The organism is Pseudomonas sp. Je.1.5.c, assembly GCF_051129895.1.
GTDB lineage: Bacteria > Pseudomonadota > Gammaproteobacteria > Pseudomonadales > Pseudomonadaceae > Aquipseudomonas > Aquipseudomonas urmiensis.
In genome coordinates, this window is record NZ_JBCPSP010000003.1 from 42,088 (window position 1) to 62,536 (window position 20,449).

General features: G+C 56.4%; 24 protein-coding genes. 21 read left to right on the forward strand and 3 right to left on the reverse strand.

What is annotated here, in order from left to right; translation table 11 throughout:
• Positions 1-6 precede the first annotated feature (6 nt).
• From pilP to pilV, 6 genes are read left to right on the forward strand one after another with little or no spacing between them, the layout of a single operon-like run.
• Entirely contained in the window at positions 7-501 is a 495-nt protein-coding gene (gene pilP / locus AAZU54_RS03640; RefSeq protein WP_434726568.1) for a type IV pilus biogenesis protein PilP, read from the forward strand.
• A gap of 10 nt (positions 502-511) precedes the next feature.
• Positions 512-2,047 carry a GspE/PulE family protein gene (locus tag AAZU54_RS03645; RefSeq protein WP_434726569.1) on the forward strand — a complete coding sequence of 512 codons (1,536 nt, stop codon included), beginning with the start codon at positions 512-514 and terminating at the stop codon, positions 2,045-2,047.
• Entirely contained in the window at positions 2,040-3,200 is a 1,161-nt protein-coding gene (locus tag AAZU54_RS03650) for a type II secretion system F family protein (protein WP_434726570.1), read from the forward strand. The genes AAZU54_RS03645 and AAZU54_RS03650 overlap by 8 nt, the downstream gene beginning before the upstream one ends.
• Positions 3,201-3,234: 34 nt before the next feature.
• Positions 3,235-3,750, forward strand: coding sequence for a type 4 pilus major pilin (locus AAZU54_RS03655; protein ID WP_434726571.1), 516 nt, complete (start codon positions 3,235-3,237; stop codon positions 3,748-3,750).
• An 11-nt stretch (positions 3,751-3,761) separates the two neighbouring features.
• On the forward strand, positions 3,762-4,706 hold the full coding sequence (locus tag AAZU54_RS03660) for an ATPase, T2SS/T4P/T4SS family (protein WP_434726572.1): 945 nt from the start codon (positions 3,762-3,764) through the stop codon (positions 4,704-4,706).
• Entirely contained in the window at positions 4,696-5,985 is a 1,290-nt protein-coding gene (pilV, locus tag AAZU54_RS03665) for a shufflon system plasmid conjugative transfer pilus tip adhesin PilV (RefSeq protein ID WP_434726573.1), read from the forward strand. Before AAZU54_RS03660 ends, pilV begins: the two co-directional genes overlap by 11 nt.
• A gap of 914 nt (positions 5,986-6,899) precedes the next feature.
• Here the strand turns inward: pilV and AAZU54_RS03670 are convergent.
• Together AAZU54_RS03670 and AAZU54_RS03675 are read right to left on the reverse strand one after the other, a co-directional pair.
• The gene (locus tag AAZU54_RS03670) at positions 6,900-8,072 is read right to left on the reverse strand and encodes a tyrosine-type recombinase/integrase (protein WP_434726574.1); all 1,173 of its coding nucleotides are present in this window, start codon (positions 8,070-8,072) and stop codon (positions 6,900-6,902) included.
• Positions 8,038-8,274, reverse strand: a complete 237-nt coding sequence (locus AAZU54_RS03675; RefSeq protein ID WP_434726661.1) for a helix-turn-helix domain-containing protein — start codon at positions 8,272-8,274, stop codon at positions 8,038-8,040. The genes AAZU54_RS03670 and AAZU54_RS03675 overlap by 35 nt, the downstream gene beginning before the upstream one ends.
• Before the next feature lie 178 nt (positions 8,275-8,452).
• Between AAZU54_RS03675 and pilM the strand changes: the two genes are divergently transcribed.
• Positions 8,453-8,890 carry a type IV pilus biogenesis protein PilM gene (gene pilM / locus AAZU54_RS03680; RefSeq protein ID WP_434726575.1) on the forward strand — a complete coding sequence of 146 codons (438 nt, stop codon included), beginning with the start codon at positions 8,453-8,455 and terminating at the stop codon, positions 8,888-8,890.
• Positions 8,891-9,549: 659 nt separating this feature from the next.
• Here the strand turns inward: pilM and AAZU54_RS03685 are convergent.
• Positions 9,550-10,287, reverse strand: coding sequence for a hypothetical protein (locus AAZU54_RS03685; protein ID WP_434726576.1), 738 nt, complete (start codon positions 10,285-10,287; stop codon positions 9,550-9,552).
• A gap of 375 nt (positions 10,288-10,662) precedes the next feature.
• Here AAZU54_RS03685 and AAZU54_RS03690 point away from each other — a divergent pair, with 375 nt between their 5' ends.
• From AAZU54_RS03690 to AAZU54_RS03755, 14 genes are all read left to right on the forward strand, one after another.
• Complete coding sequence (locus AAZU54_RS03690) at positions 10,663-11,025, forward strand: hypothetical protein (protein ID WP_434726577.1); 363 nt, start codon at positions 10,663-10,665, stop codon at positions 11,023-11,025.
• Positions 11,026-11,104: 79 nt separating this feature from the next.
• Entirely contained in the window at positions 11,105-11,281 is a 177-nt protein-coding gene (locus tag AAZU54_RS03695; RefSeq protein ID WP_253131134.1) for a hypothetical protein, read from the forward strand.
• Position 11,282: 1 nt separating this feature from the next.
• Positions 11,283-11,414 (forward strand): hypothetical protein, encoded by a 132-nt coding sequence (locus tag AAZU54_RS03700; protein WP_256664399.1) that lies wholly within the window; start codon positions 11,283-11,285, stop codon positions 11,412-11,414.
• Positions 11,415-11,729: 315 nt separating this feature from the next.
• The gene (locus AAZU54_RS03705; protein ID WP_434726578.1) at positions 11,730-12,206 is read left to right on the forward strand and encodes an STY4534 family ICE replication protein; all 477 of its coding nucleotides are present in this window, start codon (positions 11,730-11,732) and stop codon (positions 12,204-12,206) included.
• Between the two features lie 54 nt (positions 12,207-12,260).
• Positions 12,261-12,416, forward strand: coding sequence for a hypothetical protein (locus tag AAZU54_RS03710; protein ID WP_434726579.1), 156 nt, complete (start codon positions 12,261-12,263; stop codon positions 12,414-12,416).
• Between the two features lie 147 nt (positions 12,417-12,563).
• The gene (locus AAZU54_RS03715; RefSeq protein WP_434726580.1) at positions 12,564-12,899 is read left to right on the forward strand and encodes a hypothetical protein; all 336 of its coding nucleotides are present in this window, start codon (positions 12,564-12,566) and stop codon (positions 12,897-12,899) included.
• A 696-nt stretch (positions 12,900-13,595) separates the two neighbouring features.
• Positions 13,596-13,919, forward strand: a complete 324-nt coding sequence (locus AAZU54_RS03720) for a hypothetical protein (protein ID WP_434726581.1) — start codon at positions 13,596-13,598, stop codon at positions 13,917-13,919.
• Between the two features lie 64 nt (positions 13,920-13,983).
• A complete protein-coding gene (locus AAZU54_RS03725) occupies positions 13,984-14,391 on the forward strand; it encodes a hypothetical protein (RefSeq protein WP_434726582.1) in 408 nt (135 codons plus the stop codon).
• Between the two features lie 62 nt (positions 14,392-14,453).
• The gene (locus AAZU54_RS03730; RefSeq protein ID WP_434726583.1) at positions 14,454-15,059 is read left to right on the forward strand and encodes a DUF3275 family protein; all 606 of its coding nucleotides are present in this window, start codon (positions 14,454-14,456) and stop codon (positions 15,057-15,059) included.
• Entirely contained in the window at positions 15,056-15,310 is a 255-nt protein-coding gene (locus tag AAZU54_RS03735) for a hypothetical protein (RefSeq protein WP_434726584.1), read from the forward strand. Before AAZU54_RS03730 ends, AAZU54_RS03735 begins: the two co-directional genes overlap by 4 nt.
• Before the next feature lie 68 nt (positions 15,311-15,378).
• Positions 15,379-15,633, forward strand: a complete 255-nt coding sequence (locus AAZU54_RS03740) for a hypothetical protein (RefSeq protein ID WP_434726585.1) — start codon at positions 15,379-15,381, stop codon at positions 15,631-15,633.
• A 65-nt stretch (positions 15,634-15,698) separates the two neighbouring features.
• Positions 15,699-16,295: a hypothetical protein gene (locus AAZU54_RS03745; RefSeq protein ID WP_434726586.1), complete on the forward strand. Its 597-nt coding sequence runs from the start codon at positions 15,699-15,701 to the stop codon at positions 16,293-16,295.
• Between the two features lie 35 nt (positions 16,296-16,330).
• Complete coding sequence (locus AAZU54_RS03750; RefSeq protein WP_434726587.1) at positions 16,331-17,770, forward strand: DUF6094 domain-containing protein; 1,440 nt, start codon at positions 16,331-16,333, stop codon at positions 17,768-17,770.
• 102 nt (positions 17,771-17,872) lie between these two features.
• On the forward strand, positions 17,873-20,122 hold the full coding sequence (locus AAZU54_RS03755; RefSeq protein ID WP_434726588.1) for an SNF2-related protein: 2,250 nt from the start codon (positions 17,873-17,875) through the stop codon (positions 20,120-20,122).
• Positions 20,123-20,449: the final 327 nt, after the last annotated feature.

A 20,449-nucleotide genomic window follows, 5' to 3' on the forward strand; every position in this document is an offset into this window, starting at 1 on the left:
CTGGCAATGGCCAACGCCCATGCCGCCGATGAAAGCTTGTCCAGCATCAACATCGGTGAACTGGGCCGCGTGCAAAGCCAAACCATTCTGTACAAGGCCATGGCTGAACGTGCAGAGGCCCAGCAGAAAGCTGAGGGCACCTTCCCGGACTCTTTTCTCCCCGCTGCTGGCATCCCCAGCGGGCAAACCTTCACGCCGCCTATTGAGTCCACCCATCAAGAGTCAGGCCTGCCAGTCGTGAAGGCCATCACCGGCTCCAGCCAACGCCTGCGCGCCACGCTGCTTTACAGCGGCGGCGCAGAGTTCGACACCGCCATCGGAAGCAAATTGCCTGATGGCTTCAGCGTCCATCAGCTCACGTTGGACGGCGTTGTGCTCAGCCGCGGCGGAAAGCTGTACCCGCTGGGTTTCGCAAACCGCATCTCCAGCGCAGGAACCACAACCGGGATCCGCACTGCAGCACAGCCCTTCAATCTCCCAGGGCAGTTGCCCGGTCAATAAGGAAATCGCCATGAACGATATCGCCGTACCACCCGTTGACCTGCAGGTGATCCCCTCCCCCTCACTCGCATCGTCTGTCGTCATGACTACACCAGGCGCCCGCTTCGAAATCAAAGATGAGCTGCGCAAGGTGTTGGCGTTAACGGCTGACGGGGTATTGCACATTGCAGATGGCTACCAGGCAGACGCCTATGTCATGGCGTTCGTCGACAAGCTGGAGCACGAAGGCTTCGATTATCAAATAAAGACCGCCTCTATGGTCGAGATCAAGGCCCTGTACGAAACCTCTCAGCAGGTAGCGCTGGGTTCCCAAGCAGAGACGCTGCGTCAAGCCCAAGCGCTTGAGCTGATTGGCCATGCGCACAAGCAGGGTGCAAGTGATATTCACATCGTCGTCGGGGACGACATCACCAAAATTTACTACCGCATCCATGGCCTGCTCTGGGAGGTCCGCCAAGAAAAGAGCGAAGTGGGAGGCGAGCTGTGCTCGGCGCTCTACAACAGCATGTGCGACGTCTCGAAAGAGCATTACCAGGCACATATCCCCCAAGATGCACGGGTGAGCCGCCGGTTTGTTCAGCAACTGGGCCTGTTTGGTGCCCGGGTTGCCACTCGGCCTCTGGTGGACGGGCCGCTGATGGTCATGCGACTGCTCTATGACGATGACACCAAGCAGACGCCAGAGGAGCTCGGCTTCCTCCCAGAGCAAATTGTCCAGCTCAGTCGTCTGCGTAGCCTGCCCTACGGCGTGAACCTGTTCACCGGCCCGACCGGCTCTGGCAAATCGAAGTCCCTCCAGGTCCAACTTAACCTGTTGCATGACGAGACCGAGGGGACCCGGCATATCCTCACTCTTGAGGATCCGCCTGAATACAAACTGAAAGCCAATCAATCGGCCCTGAGTCCAGGTGAGACTTGGAGTGGCGGGATCACCAACTCGGTCCGCCTTGACCCCGACATTCTCATGTACGGCGAACTCCGGGACCTGGCGTCAGCTCAAGCAGCCTATACCGGTGGCATGACGGGGCACCAGGTGTGGTCCACTCTTCACACGAACAATGCCATCGCCTCGATTCCACGTTTGATCGACATGGGTGTGCCGCGCTACCTGGTCACTGACCCAGCCCTGACGACTGGGATCATCAACCAGTCATTGATTCCCGTCCTCTGTCCCCACTGCCGGATCCCCTTGCGGAAGCATCAGCGCTCGATCGACACCACATTGTTCGCCCGGTTGGACAAGTTGGCACTGGTCGACCAGGTGAATCTGGCCGGGGAAGGCTGCACACACTGCAGTGGCCGTGGGGTGATTGGCCGTTCCGTGGTCGCAGAAATCCTGGCCACTGACCTCTTGTTCATGAAGGTCTTCAACGAACACGGCGCCAGTGCGGCACGTAGGCATTGGGTCAAAGAAATGGGGGGTATCACCAAGATCGCCCATGCGCGGCAGAAGATCGCAGCGGGCGATGTCGATCCTCGGCATGCAGAGACGATGGTCGGGCCACTCGATTTCGATCAACAGCTCGTGGAGCTGTCTCATGCTTGATCTATTCGGTGATCTCAGGGAAGGCCTACGAGAGGCCTCCCGATCCTGGATCGAATCCTTCTATGCACGACAATTCGGCAAAAACGAACGGATCCAGTTCTACGAATCGCTCATGGGCGTGATCGAGGACTCCATCGCCATTGAAGAGGCGTTGGAGACCGTTGAAAAAGCATTCAGCAATGATGGGAAGGTCCTGCATCCCGTCTCGATCATTTGCGGTCGCGTGGCCATGTCAGTGCGCGGCGGCAAGTCACTGGCTGATTCCTGCAGGGCCTATCTCCCATTCGAGGAGGCCTCACTGGTCGAAACCGGTGAGAAGACAGGCCACCTGGTGGAGGCGTTTCGTGACTGCGTCAGGGTCATCGAGGTTCGACAAAGGATAAAGCGCCTGATTATCTCGGTCTTCGCGTTACCTGCCGTAACCTGGTCGCTGATGGGCGTCCTGTTACATGTCGTCGCTGGATGGTTGGTGCCGACCATGGCCTTGCGGACGAACCCAGAGACTTGGACCGGAGTGCCGGCGTTTTTGTACATCCTGTCTAACCTGGTCACCCACTATGGGTTGTACCTGGTCGCGCTGGTTCTGATCGGCACGGTGATATCCCTCGTTACGTTGCCCTACTTCTGTGGCCTGGAGGTTCAGCCCAACAGCCCCGACTGGAAGGTCCAGCTAAGCCGCGCCCTGCAGCGCATTCGGATCAGCTTCGAGAAGTTGCCACCCTGGTCGGTCTACAAGGTCATGCAGGGCTCGATCTTTCTCCTGAACATGTCAGTCATGCTTCGGACCGGGATCAGCCAACTCAACGCCCTGGCGATCTTAAAACGTAGCGCTTCTCCGTGGTTGCGGGAACGCATAGACGCCATCCACTACGGCGTTTCCTCAGGTAAAGACTTCGGTACAGCCCTGAAGCTCGCCGGCCACCACTTTCCGGACGAAATGGCCATTCACTTTCTCCAAGTGCTGGCCACTCGCCAAAGCTTCGCTACCTCCATGGAAAGGTTCGCGAACCGCTGGCAGGAACAAATGCTCAAGCGCATTGAAGCCATCTCCAAGACCTTCGCCGCTCTGTCGGCACTGTGCATGGGGGGACTGATGATTCTCGTCGTGATCGGCATCTTCCAGCTGGCCATCAACATCACCGACTCGCTTTAACTCTGCTCACCGTTACCACCAAGGGGTACATGCAATGATGCGTTCTCGCCGCAATAAACAATCAGGCTTCATGTCGATCGATGCCCTGGGTTGGACCATTTTCGCTGTGATCGTGCTCGGCTTCGTTGCCGCCGCGGTCTGGAAAGTGCTCACCGGCACTGACTCGACCATTGAGCTGAGCAATGTCACAGCGCTCATGAGCAACACCAAGCAGCTCAAAACCCGCACCGGGTATGGGCCATCCGGTACAGATTTGATGCCCTCCCTCGTTGCCATCGATGGCACAGGTGGCATGAGCGTGTCCGGCTCCACGGTGACCAACCAATACAACGGTACGGTCACGCTGGTGAGCAATGGCATGACCTACACCCTCACCAGCACCAACTACCCAAAGAGCGCATGCATCGCACTTTCTACGAAAGCAGCGAAAGACACGTTGACCACCACCAAGATCAATGGCGGCTCTGCCATTTCCGGTGAGGTGCAGACGGCAGCGGCAACCTCTGCCTGCTCGGGGGACACCAACACCCTCAGTTGGACCTCGTACTGAAGGACCTTGGCGTGAGCTTAATTGCAGACGCAACCTTCATCGACCTCTACCTGGGGCACGACTTCGCGGATGTGAAGGGGCTCCAGGGCCAGCCCCGCCGTGTCGCCGCACCGGCGGAATGGCAGTCGGAGATCGAGCAGTTGAAAGCTCGCTGCCAAGAGCAGCTCGACGCCACGGATGAACCCGAGTTCTCGATCGTGATCGAGGACTCGGTAGTCTTCCGGGTCACCTACATGCTCGACGTGTATGCGAAACCGTTGTTCGTGTTGAACCGGTCTGCTGCCAAGATCCTTCCGCTTCTGGAGATCGGCCTGCCCGATGCCGTGCACGACAGCTTGATGAGCGAAGCCACTAAAGGTCTCCTCTTCATTTGCGGTGAAATGGCGTCAGGCAAAACCACCAGTGCAGCGTCAATCGTGCAAGCACGCCTGGAGGAACACGGCGGACTCGCACTCGCTGTCGAAGACCCGCCAGAAACACCGCTACACGGCCTGCATGGGAAAGGACGGTGCGTCCAAGTGCCGGTCTCTCGCCGGCAGGGGGGATACGGCGAAGCCCTCATTCGTGCCCTGCGAACCCGGGCAGACCTGATTTTCGTCGGCGAAGTGCGCGACACGCCCACCGCGGTGCAGGTCGTGCAAGCCTCAATCAATGGCCACTTCATCATCTGCACCGGACATGCCGGCAGCGTAGTCAAAGGCATCGAGCGCATTGCCGTGCTCGCCCAGCCAGAACTACCCAATGCAATGCAGATCCTGTCCCAGGGATTGATTGCGGTCATTCATCAAACGCTCCAACGCAGCGATAACCGCCAGGCTCGCCTGACGCTGCAATGCCTATCGCTAACAGATGAGGATGCCCCAGCGATCAGAGAGAAAATTCGGCAAAACCAACTTCAGCTGCTGGAACAAGACATTGCCAACCAGTCGAGCAGGAACATTTGGAATGATGATTAAGCAGAAACAGAGAGGCTTTATGTCTCTCGATGCCATTGTCGGGTTGATTGTCCTGACGATCGTTCTCTCCCTGGCCGGGGCTTGGGCAATTGACGCTACGAACAAGCGGGACTATCAGATCGCTGCAGAACAGCAAAAGACCATGTCTGAGGCGTTCAGCAAGTACCTGAAAGACAACTACGCCGTTCTACTGGCGAGCGCAGGCCCAACGACACCCGCCCAGGTAACGGTTGCCATGCTGCAGAACACCAATTACCTGCCGGCCGGTTTCAGTTCAACCAACAGCTTCGGCCAGACCCTCATCGGCCTGGCCAGAAAGCCGAACCCAAACCAGCTCGAAGCGATCGTCATCACTACGGGCGGCCAGGCCATTCCTGAGCTCGGCATCCGCGCCATCGCAGAGCACCTCGGTGGACCAGGTGGTTTTGTTTCCAAGCTGCAGCCTGGGGTGATCGAGGGCGTGCGCGGGGGGTGGCAAGTGGCGTTGAGCAACTATGGGGTGAATCCAGGTGCCGGCCATACGGCAAGCGCGCTTTTCCTCATGGATGGGGACCTGGCCAACGACTATCTCTATCGCAATGCGGTACCAAATCACCCGGAATACAACCGGATGAACACCCACTTCGACGTGGGAGGCAACAACATCAACAACGCTGGTGCAATCACTGCATCCGGCAATGTCACGACCACACGAGACGTCTCGGCGCGCAACATTACTGCAACGGGCGAGACTACTACCGGAGGCTGGTTCAGAACCAAGGGTGATACCGGTTGGTACAGCGAGAAATGGGGCGGTGGCATTTACCAGTCCGACGCCAATTGGGTTCGGGTCTTGAACAACAAGGGCCTGCTCACGGGTGGTCAGGTCCGCGGGGGGACCCTCCAGTCCGATGGACGCGTGACCATCGCCGAGTATCTCGATATTCAAAGCACGGTTCGTGAAGGGGATGCCTGTCCAAAGATTGGCGTGCAATCGAAGGACAAACAGGGAGCTCCACTTACTTGCCAGTGCCTCACACCTTCTTGCCAATCCGGAGTGTGGGCGAGCTCAAAGTCAAACTTTGATCTTGCCCAATGCGGCATAGCCGAAAGCAGGTCATTGGACTGGCCACGGACAGGAACGTCAAGCGATATCTGGATTAACGCTGGCGCAGCCGTTTGGCATGTGAACAACTTGCCGGCAGGCCATTCGATCGGTGGGCGTGTGGACTCATCTAGCTTCCAGTGCGTGCCTTATCTCTGGGCAAGCAGCATGTATGCACTCTGCTGCCCGAAATAATTAATGCTTACTTATTGTTTATTGGAGATTCAAGTAATGCTCGTCGCTATGAAGTGTTGTGCTCGATCGGCTTTTTGCAAGCTCTTCGGGCACAAGAAAGAAGAAATATCCAGGCAATTCGAGGGCGAGATAGTTAGAGTGTCGCATATGTGCTCTCGATGCTCAAAGCGGCTGGAGGACTCGTATGAATACCAATAGCCAGATACTCGCCAAATGGCTTAACTAAACTCATGTCTATTTGATTTTTAAGCAGAAATAGACAAGTTGGATTCCTCCCGCATTGCCTTCTGCAAATGATCTACGAGTATATCCAGCAGGGCATCCAGCCCCTACTGACTTTCCTTCGCATGGGTAGCTGCCAGTGCCGGAGTAAAATCCACACATTGAACCAGGAGGCAATGATGCCTCACTGGTTTTCCACACCCCGGATTGGCAAAGCAGTTTCTGCGGATAAGGCTATTTCAATGTTTGGCATGCCATGTGGTAACTGTCGAGGCTTTTATCGTTAATGAGCCCAATGAGGACTGCTCCTTCTGGACAGTAAGCAGCACCTGAATCCGATGCGTCGTGATACGACACATAACCTCCGATGACTTTATCTCCCAAAGTCAATCCAGAAGCAGATCGCCACACTCCGGATTGGCAATCACATGGGCTTTACACAGGAGTACAGGTAATTATTGTCTGCTTGGAAAACTAGGACTCGCTCGTAACCTCCCGGGCACGCAACACGAGGATCAAAGCCCTTACAAGGCAGAATGTTGATGTAGCCTTTATCATGATCGGAAGAAGAGAACCCACACACATCTCCCACCTTTTCTCCACCACCACTCCACACCCCGGATTGGCAAGGAGGTTTTTCTCAATGCCATGCCACGCTTGGAATTCAAGCGGTTTTCTGTCACACAAGTGCTTTAAAAAAGTGTGAGCCCAACTGGAGTTCCGTGAGCTGTGCTCAGGCAAAGAGGATCCAGCATGATGATCTCCGAGTCATCAACCTGCTCTAAATACTGGTCAGGAGCTGGAATGGGCCGCTTATCCCGTAGTGACACCATCAGGTGCCTGAGCAGGGCATCTTGGGCGCTCTGCAGTGCTTGCTCAGCGGTTGCTCCCTGGCCAACTACGCCTTCGAAGTCCAGAACCCGAACAACTACACCTGCTGGGGTCTGGTTCGCGACCGCAGGATACGGGACGAGATGACTGATCACCACCTGCTGCCCGCGATGCTTGTTGCCCTCAAGCTTTCGGACTAGCTTGGCAGCTTTCAAATGTGTGTATCGCTTAAGCATGGCAAGGCTTTTGTGCCCGCTGATGGCTGCGATCTCCATGATGTCGAGGGTCCCCAACTCAAACAGCCGAGAACAGGCCTCATGGCGGAGATCGTGAAAATGGAGGTCCTCGATGCCGAGCCGCTGCAGCATGATTCGCCACGCGGACTTCAACCCGTTGGCGGTGTAACTGAAGACTTGCCCCTTCGTCTTGGCGCCCAACTGTATCAATGCATCACGGGCCTTGAGACTCAGGGGCACATCTCGCTTCGAGCCATTCTTCGTGTCTGGGAGATGCGCGATCCGTCGCTGCAAGTTGATGTGCTCCCACTCAAGCTTCAGCAGTTCCCCCTGGCGCATGGCCGTCTCGATCGCCAGAACGACCAGGACGTAAAGATCAGCAGTCGGATGAGCGTGGCAGTACCTCAGGATCTGGCGCTCTTCCCGTGCCGTCAAACGACGGTCACGTCCTGGTGCAGCCTTTGGCTTGCGGACGTTCGTTACAGGGTTGCTGTCGCAGACGCCCCATTCAATGCGTCCAACGTCGAAGAGGTTCGACAGGAGCGACATCTCCAATCGCACAGTCGATGGAGAGATACAGGCCCCAGTACGGGAATTTATTTGAGCTAGACGTTCATCACGGATCGTGGCGATATCAGGGCTACGAAAATCTCGCATGTTCTTCGAAGCGTGACGCGACTTTAGAAGGCTTGCGATTCGATAGCTTTCCTGCACATAGCCCTTCTTCAGGATGGAGATTTTTTGTCGATAAAGGATCAGCCCTTCACCCAAGGTCATCTCTTTCGTTTCGTGCATCATTCAACTCTTCCAATCTGGCCTGCAGCAGCCTGGCCAGCTGGTCGAATGTGATATCCAACGCACTACACAAACTAAATACGGTATCCAGGGTTGGAGATTTGTGGCCACGCTCAAGCAGACTAATGTACGACCTGTCCATTCCTGCCTCAAAACTCAGCTTCTCCTGGGAAAAGCCCCGCGCAGCACGAAGCTCCAGCAGCACTGTGCCGAAAGCTTGGTTGTGTTTTTTTGAGGAGTCTGGTTGTAATTCCAAAAGTCCGACCCGGAGATCACGAGATCCAAGGTAGGAATTTTGGGATTGTTGACTATGGTCGTCAGCGGACTATAGTCCACAGCGCCTGTACACCGCTACAATCGGCCCGAAGCAAAGGATATTGAACATGTACATTTACTGGGTCGCCCTGGGAATACTGGTAATCGCTGGGGGCTTTTTCGCTCAATCTCAGCACAGCGCCGATGTCACCTCAGAACAGGCGACCCTCGATACGCTCAGCCGCAATCTACTGGTCTATCGTGCCGCCGCCGCCGAGTATGCACACTCGAATCCAGGATTCAGTGGCGCGCCCACTGAGGCCGCGCTAAACCTCCCGGCTTGGTACGTCAAACCGAATGGTGTCACCTCGTACATCGCGGGTGGCGTTTCGTACACGTATGTAGCAGCCCCGCCGGCCGGGCTGCCGGGCGTGCTTGCGAAGCAGACTGAGTCAGCGACCGTTGGCATCAATCGGCAAGGTTTACTGTACTCACCTACGACCGGCCACACCTCGATCGCCATTCCGACAGCAATTCCTGACGGCTCTGTCGTTGCGGTTTATTGACCGTTGACGGAGATGGAAAATCGCACTAAGCCTTGCATCCTGGCTGAAGTGCAACCCATAATGACATCAGTTTTGGTTTCACCCCGCTGGCTACTGACGGTCATCAGTAGCACCCCGGTGTTCGGTCCGCCCAACACCAAACCAAAAGCACGCTTAGCTCCGGGAAGGGCGTGCGGATCTTGTTGAGATTCTCCCTGTGTCTCCCTGCTCTCTCTAGTCGCGCAGCCGTCTAACTCGTGATAAACGAGTTCATAGGCACATAGGGTTTCAAAAGGTTCGGTGCTTCTTGATCCAAGGGTCACATTGGTAATGTGGCCCCTTCTCTTTTTTCCCTTTGGGTAGCCTGAAAACCTTGCACGCCAGGGTTTTCAGGCTACCCAATGGGTATATTCTTCAACTGCCGGCCGCCCACCGGCGATATCCAGGGCTCCTTTTGTGCGCGGATGCGTGCCTCATGATTACTGGCCATAGCCACGAGAACGGCCAGGTGAAGAGAATCGAGACGATCAATGCCCAGGGATCGACGATTCCGCACAGGTGGCTTCTTTAACCCTCGTTCAAACCACGGCTGAGTAAACCTCAGCCGCGCTTTTCGTCTGCGAATGGGAAATCTGTGAGCAGCCTGCCTATCGTATATGGCAGGCTCACCGATTTTTATGCTAATCAAGCTCGCGGAGCCATTTTAACTCTTCTTTCCTCGCCTTTTCTTTTTTATGAGCTTGCTCATCAGCAAGCGGTGGATAATAAGCAATTTCTCTCACCCATCGACCCCACCATGCCTCACGTAAAATCCAAACTACAACAAGCAAAATGAAAGCCCAACTTGGCGCGCCACCATACAAAGCCAATTCCACTCCAATCGTTTTAACACCTGATATATATCCCACAATCGCATTTGACACAACCAAGAAGACCAGCCCAAAAACCAACAAGCCAATCTCTGACTTTTGCTTAGCAATCTGGTCATACATTTCTCTTCTTTCTCGACATATTGCCCAAGCGAAATCATTATTCTCCCGCACAGCATGCTCTACTAGCGAGCTTAGATACACATACCCTCTCGGCAGCTCGTCCTCCCGATCAGACTCTAATTTTTCCCAAGGAGCAAAGCATCCAACCACTCTAACAAACCCACCAACGAACGGGATAATAATTGATACTAAAAGTGAAAACGCGGCGATACCTCCAAGTATCAATCCAAAGTGCTCCCAAGCTCCCTTAGGAGTTAGCGCTAAAGAGAATACGGTCTTTTTTGCGATAAGCGCTAAAGCCAAATCCAACGCTAAAACTACGTAGGTCAGCTTTACGCCCCATCTTAGCTCCCACGCCTTCTCTATAAAGCTTGCGGAAAAATCTGAGAAAGCGCTATCAGATTTTATTTTGTCTTTAGCTCCCACTTAACCCCCCAACAATACCTGCCTCAAAAACGCACCAAGTCCATCATTAGAAATAGCAAGCAAGTTCTCGAAATAAGATTAACATTACCCCCTTCATAATTGCTCACCAAAACCGTCCTCCCGCTTGACACAAGCTCATATCACTCCGATGATTGTTCCATGCTCTGCTGACGTCGTCAGCGACATGCCCTGCAGCTTGGATCTGAAATGCTGCGGCACGACTTTCGTGCGATCCAACCCAAGACCGCTTAGCTTCTGGTAGCGCGGTCAGTCGACAGTTGTCGATAGAAGCCCCTTCCGCAAACCCAGCGGGGAATACACTTCCCCGTAGGGTCAGTGTTTCTCCGCGTACCCTCAACTCGCAGGAGAATCACCATGACCGCAATGTCTGTTCAACCGACTCGCCCGATGTCTTACCGCATTGGTTACTCCGTTGGCACATTCGCATCTGCATGCCTTCGCTCGTTGAAGGATGCCACCAAAAGAGACCACCCCTCCCCGGTCATACCGACCGTTGCCTTGCCTGTAACCAGCACGCGTAACGATTGGGACGAACTGTCCAGGACACCCGCGCTCGCGCGTCAAGGTGTCGATCTGAACCGTTGGTATGAGGAAAACACCAAAGAGGCCAAGCCGGATAAGCCGAAGCGTAAGCGCAGCAGTGCACGAAAAGCTGCCGCCACGCTGTTTGTTGGCCCACTGCCGAAGTTCGGCCCTCTGGATACGCTCATTCACTGAGCATCTGCACCATACTCACCCCAGTCGGGAAACTCTCCCGACTGGGCGGGTTTCCTCCATCAAAGCTTCTAGGAAACCCATGAAGCAGAAACAGTATGCTGCGATAGCAGAAGACCTGCGCAAGGTTGGCACCACAGCGGTTGCCGGTGCCTTGGTCTCCATTTTCATCACCGATCACCGGATCCTGACTGCTTGTACCCTCGTAATCGGGATGGTAGCGTGGATGGTAGGTATCTGGATGACACGGGAGGAATGATATGAGCCAGAACACCTTCGGTCTCATCATCATTGGCTGCGTTTTCTTCGGCTGCATGGGAATGGCAGCCTGGGCAAACTGGCCCCTCATCAAACGGTGGATCTCCAAGCACAAGCTACTTCGCGCTCACTAATCCACAGCCCCTCTCTCGAGGGGCTTTTTCATTCTGGGCTTGACAACCCATTCCGTCGTTTCCATGCTTGTACACGTGAGTTGCTGACGTCGTCAGCACCCCGGCCCGAGCAGTCATGATCTGAAAGAATGCCCACCTACCCAGGTGTCGATCCTCCCCAAAATCGCCAAGCTTCCGGTAGCGCGATTGATCAGTCTCAGGACTGATGGAAGCCCTTCCAACATGCTGTACCCATGCCCAACCCTTGCGGGGAATACTTTCCCCACCAGGGTCAAAGTGTTTCTCCGCTTTCACTTTTGAAACTGGAGAATCACCATGAGCAACCAATCCAACGAAGCCAAATACTTCGACCTGCACACCACTGGCATCGGTTATCTCAACCGTATCCGTGAAGTGAAATCTCGCGGTAAGCCCTTCGTGGCGGTCACTGTCGCAGCCCTTCGTGGTTCGACTGAGAGCGCTGAATACACCTACATCGACTGCAACGTTGTCGGTGAAGAGGCTGAAAAGCTTGTTCGCCGCTGCCTGCCTGCCGTTGATGCCGACAAGAAAGTCCTTGTGTCCTTCCGTATCGGAGACATCTGGCCTGATTTGTTCACCTATGAAAAAGGCGAGAAGAAAGGCCAATCTGGCGTTAGCCTCAAAGGCCGACTGCTCTTCATCAACTGGATCAAAGTAAACGGCGAACTCGTTCACGACTCGAAACCCAAAGAGAACCCGGACCAGGTCAATGACCAGGACCGTCCTCTCCCTGAAAACAACGATCAACAGCAAGCCGACCAGGCTGCTTAATCGAATCCAAGGCGCTACTCTCGGCGCCTTGAAACCTAATGCCCAGGAGGCACCATGAAATTTCTCTTCGTACTGAACGTTCTTCTCTTGGTTGCCGCCGTTGTACTGGGCGATATCGTACTGGGTGTCTGTGCCTTCACAGGCCTGAGCGGTTTCTCTCTGTATGCTGGTGTCAAGCGTAGCGAAAAGAAAGTCGTCGCTCTCGCTTAACCATTAGCGTTATCAGTTCTCTGCACTAAGGGCTAACGCCCTTTAGTGCTGGAGCACTTCTCTTAATCTGAATCGGGACATAGCTGTCCCATCCCCTTAGGGTTCACTTCCCTTAGGGCGGTGAACTTCATACTCAGGAAGCTCACCATGAATAACATTCAGAACCTCGAACTCATCGCCCATCCTGACGTCCCGAATGCGTTCATTCTCAAGGGTGATCTGGAATGGCTGTTTGACGCATTCATCGAACAATGCGCTCTCTCTGCTCGTAAGAGTTCAAATGGACACCTCGCGCTTCATCGGAAGTTCTTACTCGAAGATCTACGCGATAAGAACAAGCTGCTGACACCGCCCCAAAGCGAATTGTTTGCTCACGTAGCGCTCATGCGCGGGCTCTGCATCGACGATGCTAGTTATGCCCAAGCTGACCGCGAGGCTATTGCCTTGATGCACCGACTGTTCCCTACCCAAGCCGCTGCTTAAAAGGCGGCTGGAGCAGATTAAACCAGCCTGAGGACTCACCATCCTCACGGCTGGTGATCCTCCTCGCAGAGGATCTACGATGATGTATCTCCCCGTCACACACCCGCTCGCAACCACGACCGACTTTGTTGTTCAGCGACAGCTGCAGATCACGTACGACGATGACTGCCCAGCATGCTATCGCCAGCTCCATGAGAGTCAGGCAGACCTTCCTGATGAAGCGCTGCAATGCTTCCCCTGCATCTTCCAAGACGACTTCGCCCTCATCACCGAGGGACACATTCTAGACCCGGTTCTCGAAGAGCAATGCAACGACATAGGTCTTGTAGTGCGGTCTGCTACAGCATTTTCAGTAGCCCCGGCATGCAACATGTCGCTGACACCTACACCGCTGAGTCAGCGGAACAGCTGGTATCGCTGCTGACACAGACAGCAATAATGAAGCGTCACGCATGACGTATTTGGTCGGCGACATCCATTCGCCAGGCCACCGAATTCCGGATTGGTTCACTGTCGTTGACAGTGCCTACAGGAGCCCGGGTTTAGGCTCCGGTGCGCAAGCACTTACCCTCCCAAGATCGCCATAGCACTCGGCAGCGCGATCGCATCACACGGTGATGGAGTGCCTTCAACTTAACCTGCCTGCGGGGATCTCATCCTCGCGGACTGAGGCCTCGCATAATTTGGAGACCTCAAATGTCCATGCCCCCTGCCTCGACCGAGACCTATCTCACCTACCCTGTCGTGCTGACCAGCGATGCCTGGAATCGCACGATCTTTCTCGCAAACCCCGCACGCGTGGCTGAAATGAGCCAACGCCTTGCCAGCGTCGTACAAGCGGCCTGGCAGGTTCTAAAGCAACAACCTCACACCCCTTCGATTGACTTCGAGGTCTATCAAAAGCTCAGCACCGGACGTGAACGTGCCCTGGTGCCGCTCACACTGCACATCGTTCGGAACGAGGGCGAACCGCCATTTGTACGCATCGAGTTGCGGATTAACGCAGCTGACCCACGATAGACCGCTTACTTCACTCACCCAGAGGGGCCACCCTCTCGGTGGCTCCTTACCCAAGGAGCTGACAATGTCTCAGATCACCAATCCCTTCATACGCACCAATGACCATTCCTTTGAGACCGGCTGTTACGGCAGTGCCTTCGAGATTTGCTCGGGACATTTGCCAGAGGCAGACTGGATGGAACTTCAAGATCTGGCAGAGCACGCTGACACGTCGCTGTTGCTGTTCGAATGCTTCACCCTGCCTGACAGCGACGCTGTGGGCTTCAAGCTGATTGGCACCCCCTGGATTGACGAGCATCTGTGCAAAGTCATGGGGTACGAGCTCTCAACCCTCCAGGCCAAACAGGCAGAAGAAGCGTTCCCAACAGAAGTCATAAAAATCCTCACCCTCGCAGCACAAGCAGATGTCCGCTTCCTGGTCTTCGACCCAAATGCCTTTGTGCTTGAAGGTCTCCCTCTGTTCGACTGCTGAATCACTATCCACCTCGCGGGGAGCGCCCGCTGGGTGTTCCCCATGCTTCACGGGGAGCGCACATGATCTCCATCACCGGCCAGTTGGCCATCCGTACCATCTCCGGACGTCTCGGGTTGTTCAATGTCGGTCGTCTCAGCACATCGATCGGCGAGTTCACCATCAAGGATGCGCTTCTGGACCAATACCAGGAGGGTAAATATCGGGGTGACTTCGCGATCAAGCAGATCCGGCCGTCGTACTACTCCCACGGTGGTCGCCTCGTTGTCGAGATCAGAGCTGAACTCGAGGGCATGACCCTTGATGATGTGACTGGTCTCAGCCGAGAAGACGAAGAACACCTTTCCACAAACGTTCCCGACCCTCTGGAAGAGGATGGGCCACCGCCCACACCACCACCATCATCGCGTCGTCGTCCAGGTGCGCCTACAGCACCACAAACCAATGCTGCTACCTCTGAGGAGCCATTTGGGATGCCCCCTCCGGCGGCCTCAACCGCCGACGATGCCGACGCCGAGCTGTTCGGGACGGTGTGGCCATTGAACGAGACCGTCAGGCTCGACACGACGGTGGACCGACAACGACTCCGTGCGCAGTGCACGCGACTCGACCAACTCGGATACACCATGGACTTCAAGACACAAACTTGGAGCAGGGAATCGTCATGACTCCTCTATTCAACCATCCCGAGTTCAGTAGTCTTCTTTTGACGGTGACCGCTGCTCTTAGAGAAGTCGAGATCGATGATGTTGCAGATCTCTTCAAAGACTCAATATTCGACCGCTCGTTAGTCGAGCCAGCTATAGAAGCTCTCCGTCGTCGAGTAAAAAACAGCCACTCGGCATTTGCTCAAGACACAGCACTTCGGTTACTGCAGCGCCTCAATCGCTGCATCCAGCTCAACCGAGTCTCTCTTTAAACGCTGTTCAACCACACCCTGAGGGGCCTCCTCAGGGGGCTCCTTTGACTCACCTGGAGCAAACCACAATGAACGCACTTTTCAGCAACCTGACCGCACAAACCCTCGCCAACATCGAGGACCAACTGTCCAACAATGAGGTGTCGACTGACGAGGAACTCGTCGACCTGTTCATCGAAGAGTTTGGGCTCACGCTGGACCAAGCGGAGGCGGCTATACATCTCCGAGACCAGTACCGGATCCAAGTATTCCTCGAGGGTCACGGACCGCTGCACCAACAAGACAGTGTGGCTTTCGATCCAGTCACCAAAACCTTCAACTAAACACCAGACCACCCCAGGGGGCGCTTCCGCCCTCTGGGATGGACGCCTCCACAACGGAGGCCATCATGCACCCATCCCCCTTATTCCAGATCGAGGAATGCCCGGACCTGTACGTCGACGCCTGTGTGTGCGACGAGCAGCGCAACCTGGTGTTCATGTCGGCCTGGGGTCGTGACACCGCACTACAAGAGTTCCTGGCCAGACTCACGCTTGGCCGGGAAGAGAATGGCCTCGAGCAGTTTCACATTATCGTCGACGGGCGGAGCATTCCCGTCTTTCCCAGTCAGGACCAGTTGGAAAAGCGCACCACACGGCAATTCCGCGGGACTTTGTTCGGCAGCATGTTGCACCTCTGGCTGTTCGATCGACGCGCCTCGGTCCCCGACCCTGCCAATCACTTCGCCTTCGTCCTCCTGGAGCGCAATGAGGTCCCACACCATCGGCTCTGGCCGCTGGTGATCGAAACCTGCCCGCTTCCTCTTCTTTCCCACTGGCGCGAGCCCGTGATGGAAGTTCTTACCCAGCACCAAATGCTGACCGCCCTCCCAGGGGCGATCGGAAATGTCTGCGCCTGGCGGCTCGCCTTGAAGCTCGATGTGCTCGAGCCTTCTCTCGGAGAGCTGATTCGCCAAGGCGCACTCACTACTGAAGCTCAGGCGTAGGCCTGGGCTCACCTACCCTACCTAAGGAACTCTTTATGGCCCTGATGTTTCCGCGCCTGGCGCGCAACTTTGCCCGCAACGGCTACTACCCCACTGATGAAGTCACTCTCGAGCGCACGCTACAGGCGCTCATTCCCGCCCCTTCGGGCAAGATGAGGATCTGCGATCCATGTGCCGGCGAAGGCGTGGCCCTGGCTGAAGCAGCCCACGCCCTGGGACGCGATCAGGTCCAAGCGTTCGCAGTCGAGTATGATCGCGAACGGGCCGACCACGCGCGCGGCCTGCTCGATCGGATGCTGCACAGCGACCTCTTCGACACCCTGATCAGCCGCCAGTCGTTCGGCTTGCTCTGGCTCAACCCACCCTATGGTGACCTAGTCGCAGATCACTCCGGTGCATCTCAGTACCAAGGCAGCGGCCGCCGACGTCTGGAGAAAGCCTTTTATCAACGCTGCCTCCCGCTCCTGCAGTACGGCGGCGTGATGGTGCTCATCGTGCCTCACTACGTGCTGGACGACGAGCTGACTGGATGGCTGAGCAACCACTTCGCCGATCTACGCGTGTACGGTGCTGCTGACCCCACCTTCAAACAGGTGGTGATCTTTGGCATCCGTGTGCGCCGGCAGGATCTGGCCCGGGCTTCCACCAACCAGGTGAGGTCTCGCCTGCAGGCGATCGGCGCCGGGCAAGAGCAGGCTGAAGAGATTCCGGCCAGCTGGCCATGGGAGCCGTACCTCGTCCCGTCAGTTGCCAGCGAGCTGGAGCATTTCTACCGCATTACCCTGGAGCCCGATCAGTTCGCCGGAGAAATTCAGCGGCTGCGGGGTCTCTGGCCTGACTTCAATTTGCACTTCGGGCAGGCAGGGCTCCAGCCTCGCCCCCCCGTCAGGGAGCTCTCCCGCTGGCACCTGGCTCTGGCCTTGGCTGCCGGCGCGATCTCAGGCGTTGTTCGCTCGAAGTCAGGGCGGGTCCTGGTCGTGAAGGGAGATACCTACAAGGACAAAGTCCGCAAGACGGAATTCACCGAAGACGAAGACGGCAACGTCACCGAGGTCCGGATCCTCACCGACCGGTTCATTCCGATCATTCGGGCCTGGGAAATGACGCCATCCTCGATGCACCACGGGCAGGTGCTGATCATCAGTTCCTCGCCGGAGAGCATCGACGAAGCGCCTGCAACTGATGATCCAGTTGCAACGCCGCTGTTTAACCCAGGACAGATCGTGATGACCGCCGCTGTCAGCCATCTGGTCGAAACCGGGCAGCTCAACCCTGCCCCCGCGCTGAAACGCCATCTGGCTGGCGACTGGGGCGAGCTGTGCGATGACGATCGGGCTTTAAATCAGCAGGCCCTGATGCACGGCGACCGACTGTTCTCAAGCTACGACATCGACGTCGGCGACGAATCCAGGCTCTGGATCATCACCGAAGCCGACCGTAGCTCCACCACCTTGCTGTTCCCCAACGACTACTGACCCTCGCCCAACGGCGCCCCACTCCCCATAACCCCGCAGGGTATGCCGATACCCATTGGGTCTCGTGCATGCCCTGTATTTATTCACCTGCAGGAGATGCACATGAACGCACTGACCCAGCCGGCCGCCTCGGCTAATTCCCCTCTGAACATCAACCTGACCGACTTTATCGACGAGTTCGGCGACGAGCTTCTGAAGTCTCTCAACCGCTCCAACCCTCCGGTTTATGCCGGCGTCACCAACGAACAACGCCAACGGGTGCTGGACAACCTCAAGCGAAAGCCCTTCGCGGCGCAAGCAGAGGTTGTCCAAGCCATCACGGCGGTGCTGCTCGATCGCAATGAACAAGCCGCGATTATCAACGCCGAGATGGGTACCGGGAAAACCATGATGGCCATCGCCGTTGCTGCCGTGATGCACGCGGCGGGCTACCGCCGATCGATGGTCATCGCTCCCCCTCACCTGGTCTATAAATGGCGCCGGGAGATCCTGGAAACCATCCCCAACGCTCGCGTCTGGGTACTCAACGGCCCGGACACGCTGGTCAAGCTGCTCAAACTGCGTGACCAGTCGCGGCAAACCTACGACGGTCGCCCGGAGTTCTTCATCCTCGGCCGTGTACGCATGCGGATGGGGTTCCACTGGCGGCTCGCCTGCGGGAAGAAACGCGCCGCCGGCCGCCAGCTGCTGGCCGCATGTCCAGACTGTGGCCAGGTCCTCGAGGACCTGGAAGGCAACCTGGTCACCGTGGACGACTTCGAACGTGGCGATCGACGTCGCAACTGCACGGTTTGCAACGCTGCGCTCTGGACGCTCATGCGGCCAGGCAAATCCGATGGTGGCGACCGCCGTTCGACGATCTTGAAGTCGATGTGCCGGATACCGACGATAGGCCCGGTTCGGGCTGAGCGGCTGCTGAATGACTTCGGCGAGGATTTCCTGGCCTCGATGCTTGTCGACAACGTCTCCGAGTTCATCAATCTGATGGACGCGAAGGGCAATTTCGTCTTCAGCGACCGTCAGGCCAAGCGCATGGAACGAGCGATGGCCAACATCGAGTTCGGCTTCGGCGAAGGTGGCTACCAGCCGACAGAGTTCATCAAGCGCTACCTACCTGATGGATTCTTCGACCTGTTGGTGGTCGACGAGGGGCATGAGTACAAGAACTGCGGTTCGGCCCAGGGCCAGGCCATGGGGGTGTTGGCCGCGAAGGCGCGTAAAACCGTCCTTCTCACCGGGACCTTGATGGGCGGCTACGCCGACGACCTGTTCTACCTCCTGTTCCGCATCCTCACCCGGCGCATGATCGAGGACGGCTATCGACCCAACGCACGCGGCAGCATGGCTCCTGCAGCCATGTCGTTCATGCGCGACCACGGTGTACTGAAGGACATCTACACCGAGCGCGATGGCGATTCGCACAAAACTGCCAAGGGTAAGAAGCTGTCGGTACGCACCGTGAAGGCCCCAGGCTTCGGCCCTAAAGGCATCCACCGGTTCGTGCTGCCATTCACCGTGTTCCTGAAGCTCAAGGATATCGGTGGCAATGTGCTGCCCAGCTACCAGGAGGAGTTCATCGACGTGCCCATGGCGCCGGAACAGGCTTCGGCCTACCAGCGCTTAGCGGCCACGCTGACCGCTGAGCTCCGCCAGGCTCTGGCTCGGAGAGATACTACCCTCCTGGGAGTGGTGCTCAATGTGCTGCTGGCCTGGCCGGACTGCTGCTTCCGATCGGAGATGGTCAAACATCCGCGCACCCGCGACACGCTGGCCTTTGTGCCGGCGCTCTTCGGCGACGATGAGCTGATGCCTAAGGAGCACGCGCTGCTGAACCTGTGCCTCGAGGAGAAAGCGAAAGGCCGCAAGGTCCTCGCCTACACCGTCTACAGCGGGACGCGAGATACCACGTCCCGATTGAAGAAGGTCCTCGAACAGGCAGGTCTCCGCGTGGCTGTTCTACGGGCCACGGTTGAAACGGCTCGGCGCGAGGACTGGATTCTCGACCAGGTCGACCGCGGCGTCGACGTGCTACTCACCAACCCGGAGCTGGTCAAGACCGGACTGGACCTGCTGGACTTCCCGACCATCGCGTTTTTGCAGACTGGGTACAACGTGTACACCCTGCAGCAGGCCGCAAGGCGTTCGTGGCGGATTGGACAGAAACAGCCTGTGCGCGTGATCTTCTTCGGCTACGCCGGCAGTTCGCAGATTACCTGCCTGCAACTGATGGCCAAGAAGATCGCAGTGGCGCAGAGCACTTCGGGGGACGTCCCCGAGTCAGGACTCGACTCGTTGAATCAGGATGGGGATTCGGTCGAGATGGCACTCGCAAGACAGTTAATTGCAGCATGATTGAGAGGCCACCATCGGTGGCCTTTTCTAAAATACCAGTAATCGGTCGAGGGACCGCGATTCGGCTTCGTAGGTTTTCGTGTAGAGCATTGCGGCTGCTCTCTGTGGCTTGAATGGTTAATGGGCAACGGCCAATATCCGAAGCTCATGCGTTGAGCTCAAGGACATGCGCTTTGCGAACAATTGGACAGATTTGGACCAGGCATGGCACGGCCTAAAGCGATGTCATTGTGCCTTGCGGCGAGAGGCTTTGTGATATAGATTTAATATAAAAATATTAGCGCACTTTGTAAGCACAGAGCTCAAGAGTCAGTATTAAAGTGCCAA

Coding starts and splice junctions, on each gene's coding strand:
- pilP (WP_434726568.1), top strand. CDS start 7: ATGGCCAACGCCCATGCCGCCGATGAAAGCTTGTCCAGCATCAACATC.
- AAZU54_RS03645 (WP_434726569.1), top strand. CDS start 512: ATGAACGATATCGCCGTACCACCCGTTGACCTGCAGGTGATCCCCTCC.
- AAZU54_RS03650 (WP_434726570.1), top strand. CDS start 2,040: ATGCTTGATCTATTCGGTGATCTCAGGGAAGGCCTACGAGAGGCCTCC.
- AAZU54_RS03655 (WP_434726571.1), top strand. CDS start 3,235: ATGATGCGTTCTCGCCGCAATAAACAATCAGGCTTCATGTCGATCGAT.
- pilV (WP_434726573.1), top strand. CDS start 4,696: ATGATGATTAAGCAGAAACAGAGAGGCTTTATGTCTCTCGATGCCATT.
- AAZU54_RS03670 (WP_434726574.1), bottom strand. CDS start 8,072: ATGATGCACGAAACGAAAGAGATGACCTTGGGTGAAGGGCTGATCCTT.
- pilM (WP_434726575.1), top strand. CDS start 8,453: ATGTACATTTACTGGGTCGCCCTGGGAATACTGGTAATCGCTGGGGGC.
- AAZU54_RS03690 (WP_434726577.1), top strand. CDS start 10,663: ATGACCGCAATGTCTGTTCAACCGACTCGCCCGATGTCTTACCGCATT.
- AAZU54_RS03695 (WP_253131134.1), top strand. CDS start 11,105: ATGAAGCAGAAACAGTATGCTGCGATAGCAGAAGACCTGCGCAAGGTT.
- AAZU54_RS03700 (WP_256664399.1), top strand. CDS start 11,283: ATGAGCCAGAACACCTTCGGTCTCATCATCATTGGCTGCGTTTTCTTC.
- AAZU54_RS03705 (WP_434726578.1), top strand. CDS start 11,730: ATGAGCAACCAATCCAACGAAGCCAAATACTTCGACCTGCACACCACT.
- AAZU54_RS03710 (WP_434726579.1), top strand. CDS start 12,261: ATGAAATTTCTCTTCGTACTGAACGTTCTTCTCTTGGTTGCCGCCGTT.
- AAZU54_RS03715 (WP_434726580.1), top strand. CDS start 12,564: ATGAATAACATTCAGAACCTCGAACTCATCGCCCATCCTGACGTCCCG.
- AAZU54_RS03720 (WP_434726581.1), top strand. CDS start 13,596: ATGTCCATGCCCCCTGCCTCGACCGAGACCTATCTCACCTACCCTGTC.
- AAZU54_RS03725 (WP_434726582.1), top strand. CDS start 13,984: ATGTCTCAGATCACCAATCCCTTCATACGCACCAATGACCATTCCTTT.
- AAZU54_RS03730 (WP_434726583.1), top strand. CDS start 14,454: ATGATCTCCATCACCGGCCAGTTGGCCATCCGTACCATCTCCGGACGT.
- AAZU54_RS03735 (WP_434726584.1), top strand. CDS start 15,056: ATGACTCCTCTATTCAACCATCCCGAGTTCAGTAGTCTTCTTTTGACG.
- AAZU54_RS03740 (WP_434726585.1), top strand. CDS start 15,379: ATGAACGCACTTTTCAGCAACCTGACCGCACAAACCCTCGCCAACATC.
- AAZU54_RS03745 (WP_434726586.1), top strand. CDS start 15,699: ATGCACCCATCCCCCTTATTCCAGATCGAGGAATGCCCGGACCTGTAC.
- AAZU54_RS03750 (WP_434726587.1), top strand. CDS start 16,331: ATGGCCCTGATGTTTCCGCGCCTGGCGCGCAACTTTGCCCGCAACGGC.
- AAZU54_RS03755 (WP_434726588.1), top strand. CDS start 17,873: ATGAACGCACTGACCCAGCCGGCCGCCTCGGCTAATTCCCCTCTGAAC.